3 protein-coding genes are annotated in these 3282 nt (G+C 60.9%); 1 reads left to right on the forward strand and 2 read right to left on the reverse strand.

Annotation, left to right across the window (positions count from 1 at the left end):
- The coding region (locus ACLBXN_RS10560; protein ID WP_447612097.1) for a TonB-dependent receptor at positions 1–2115 on the reverse strand (2115 nt) is incomplete at its 3' end.
- Positions 2116–2443: 328 nt separating this feature from the next.
- On the opposite strand from ACLBXN_RS10560, the gene ACLBXN_RS10565 reads away from it, so the two are divergent.
- Positions 2444–2668: a transcriptional repressor gene (locus ACLBXN_RS10565; protein WP_447612105.1), complete on the forward strand. Its 225-nt coding sequence runs from the start codon at positions 2444–2446 to the stop codon at positions 2666–2668.
- Positions 2669–2973: 305 nt separating this feature from the next.
- Here the strand turns inward: ACLBXN_RS10565 and ACLBXN_RS10570 are convergent.
- Positions 2974–3282 (reverse strand): hypothetical protein (locus ACLBXN_RS10570; protein ID WP_447612098.1); only part of this gene is annotated, 309 nt, incomplete at its 5' end.

Consider the following 3282-nt stretch of genomic DNA (forward strand, 5'->3'; position numbering starts at 1 on the left):
ATTCTTGTCGATCTGGTATGCGGCCATGGCATCGAAGCGCGTATAGCCGCCAGCACCCTTGGTGACAATGCCCCCGTCCACGGTGGAACGCGCATAGCCCTGGTTCACATCGCTCTGGGCGTAGATGCCCAGGCCCAGTGTCAGCTTGGCCATGGGCTTGTAGCTGGTCCACAGGCTGAAGCTGTGCTTGGGGGTGTTGGCAAAGGGCAGGCCGTTGGCGATATTGCCAGCGCCCATATTCTTTTGCTTGCTGTCCATATAGGTGTAGCCGCCAAAGATATTCAGGTTCGGCAGCACAGTGCCGTTAAAGCCCAGTTCAACGCCATTCACGACCTTGTTGCCACCCATGTAGGTGATGCCGTTCTCGGTGATGCGGACATTGGTCACATCGTTGCGGAACAGCGCCGCAGACAGGGCCAGGCGCTTGTTCAGCAGATCCCACTTGGTGCCCAGCTCCATCGACCGCGTCTTCTCGGGCTTGAGATTGGCCAGGGCATCGGTGTTGATCGCCTGATCTTCATTGCCGCTGCCCAGCGATGAGCCGCCGGGACGCGAGGAAGTGCCGATGCTGGCGTAGATGCTGCCGTTGTCTGCCGGCTTGTAGACCAGGCCCAATTGGTAGTTGAACAAGGTGTCGCTGCGGCTGATGTCGTACGCTGGCGCGGGGCTGCGTCCGGTGCTGGCCGGGCCGGCCGAGTTCACCTTGTAGTGATCCACTCGCAGGCCGGCATTGAGCAGCCATTGGTCGTTGAACTTGATGGTGTCGAAACCGTACAGGGCCGTGGTGTCGATCTTGTTGCGTGTGGCCTCCGCTGGCAAAGACCAGGCGAAATTCCAGGCATCGGAGCTGTTGGGATTGTCCAGGGAAGCACACCACGGCGCCAGGACACTGGAGCAGGCACCGCCGCTCTGGATGGCGGTGGAGCGCACATCGGACTTCTCGCGCGCAAGCTCAAGGCCCACGGCAAAACTGTGGCCAACCGAGCCCGTCTGTGCCTTGCCGGTGAACTCGGTCACGTTCTGCAGCGTGGTCACCTCCGCCAGGCGCGCATTGCCGCGGCGCCACACATAGCCGTTGATGGCATTGCCCTTGCTGTCATCGGGCTGGGTCCATACATAGTCCTGCCGGGTCTTGCTGTAGCGCAGGCTGTTGCGCAGCTTGTTGGTGTCGGTGAACTTGTGTTCCACCGACGCGGTGAACAGATCGCTTTTTTCCTTTTCGTAGTCGCGCGAGCTCAAACCGTACCAGTTGTCGCGGCTTTTGCCATAGGTCGGGCCGACCCGGGTTCCACCAGGCAGATTGGCCATGGCCGCATTGGTGTACAGATAGGGCACGCCGCCATCTGGAATGTTGTCGGTCTGCAGGTGCTGCCACGACAGCGTCACCTCCGTGGGCGTACCCATACCAAAGGTCACCGTGGGTGCAATGCCCCATCGCTTGTTCTCCGGGCCGTTACGACCCGGCACATCGGCCCCATGGGCCATCGCATTCAGACGAAAGCCCGTCGTGTCGTTGATCTTGCGATTCAGATCCAGGGTGCCGCGCTGGTAGTTGTCGGTGCCCAAGCCAACGTCGCCGGAGATGAAGTTCTCATTCTTGGCTTTCTTGGTGACCAGGTTGATCGAGCCGCCAGCACCGCCACGCCCGGCGTAGGCAGAGTCCGCGCCCTTGACCACCTCCACCGCCTCGATGTTGAAGATCTCGCGGGTGCCCGCCGAGATGTCGCGCATGCCGTCGACAAAGGTGCTGGACTGCGAATCCATGCCTCGGATGAATGGCTGGTCGCCCGAAGGGTTGCCGCCCTCTCCGTTGCCGAAGGTGATGCCGGGCGTGGAGCGCAGCGCGTCCTGCAGGCTGGTGGCGCCAGTCTGCTTGAGTACTTCCTCGCTGATGACCTGAACGGTCTTGGGCGTGTCCAGCAGGGGGGCCGTGAACTTGGCCGAAGGTGCGACATCCGTCTTGAGCGAGGGGGCTGCGGACTCGGTCACGGTCACCGCATCCAGGGTGACTTCCTGGGCCATGGACGCCGCGCTGGCCAAGCACAGGCAGGCGGCCAGGGCGATCTGGGTCACCTCCGCTGGAGGACGGAGTCGCGGGTTGATGTTCTTGCGCATGCAATTTTCCTTGGTTTGTAAACTCAACAAAAAATCACTCCGGCGGAGTGATTCAGGTGTGTGTCTGGAACTGGTTGTTGAGAATCATTACCAATGAATATTGCGCAGCTATGCCGCAATGTGGCGAAATGTGGCAGCGCATCGGGCCACATGCCTGTCATTCGAAAGCCTGCCTGAATGGCGCAACAAACGGCCATGGAGCGGCAAAGACAGGCAACAAATCCAGATGAGCATGTTGCGGATGACCGACATCCAGCAGAAGCCAGCGTCTTCACCCTCCGCCTCGGCTGACGCCTCCACTCTGTTCAGGCGCAGGCACAAGTTCCGAATGCGTCCCACCCAACCTCGTCTACTGGTGCTGAAAGCGATAGAGAGCCTGGGTCAGGACGGCGGAAAATACTCGGATATACGCCGACAGCTGGAGAGTGCCGGAACTCCGCTTGCGGAGCAGACGATCTACCGCGTCGCGCGAGAGATGGCGGACGCGGGCCTTCTGACACGCTGCCATGCAACAGACGGACGCATCGTCTACCGCCTCAAATCGGCAGGCTGATCCAGTGAGCGCAGACGCGCAACTCTTATGATCCCGCGTACGGCGGGAGTGTCATCACCGATGTTCGGGCACAGAAATCTGCCTCGGCGCCACTCTGACCAAAGTACTTTGCGCCAAAGTTCCGGCGCGCGGCCCAAGCGCAGCGTCCTTGCGTCCAGATCCGCTGCTGACTGCATCCATCGATGTTGAGCGGCAACGCATTGGCGCCGCACCAATCAACAAGGGCGGGATGAATCCCGCCCTTGTTAGGTGAGTTGTCGTCAGCACCTGTGAGGTGCTTTCGTCCTGCTGCGTCTTTGAGCGGCCTACTCGCTTGTAGGCACGAAAAACAGGTACTCACCTGGCCCCATCTGCGGGGTGATCACATAGCCATCGCACTGCCTGTCCTTGCATTTCACAGGGATGGCGCGGGGCCATATCGTTGCTGCCGTCGGGTAACCGGGCAGGTACTGGGGCACATGCCAGACGCCATAGTCACCCACTGGCTCGGCTTGCTGCGATCCCGTCGCGCCTTGCTCGCCGCTTCCGAAGATCTGGCGCTGAATGCTCAACGGTTCATTGACCGCCCTGGAATCGGGCGCTGCCAGAGACGAAGCGCCACATAGTGCCATCGC

It is taken from the genome of Comamonas sp. C24C, from assembly GCF_053345995.1.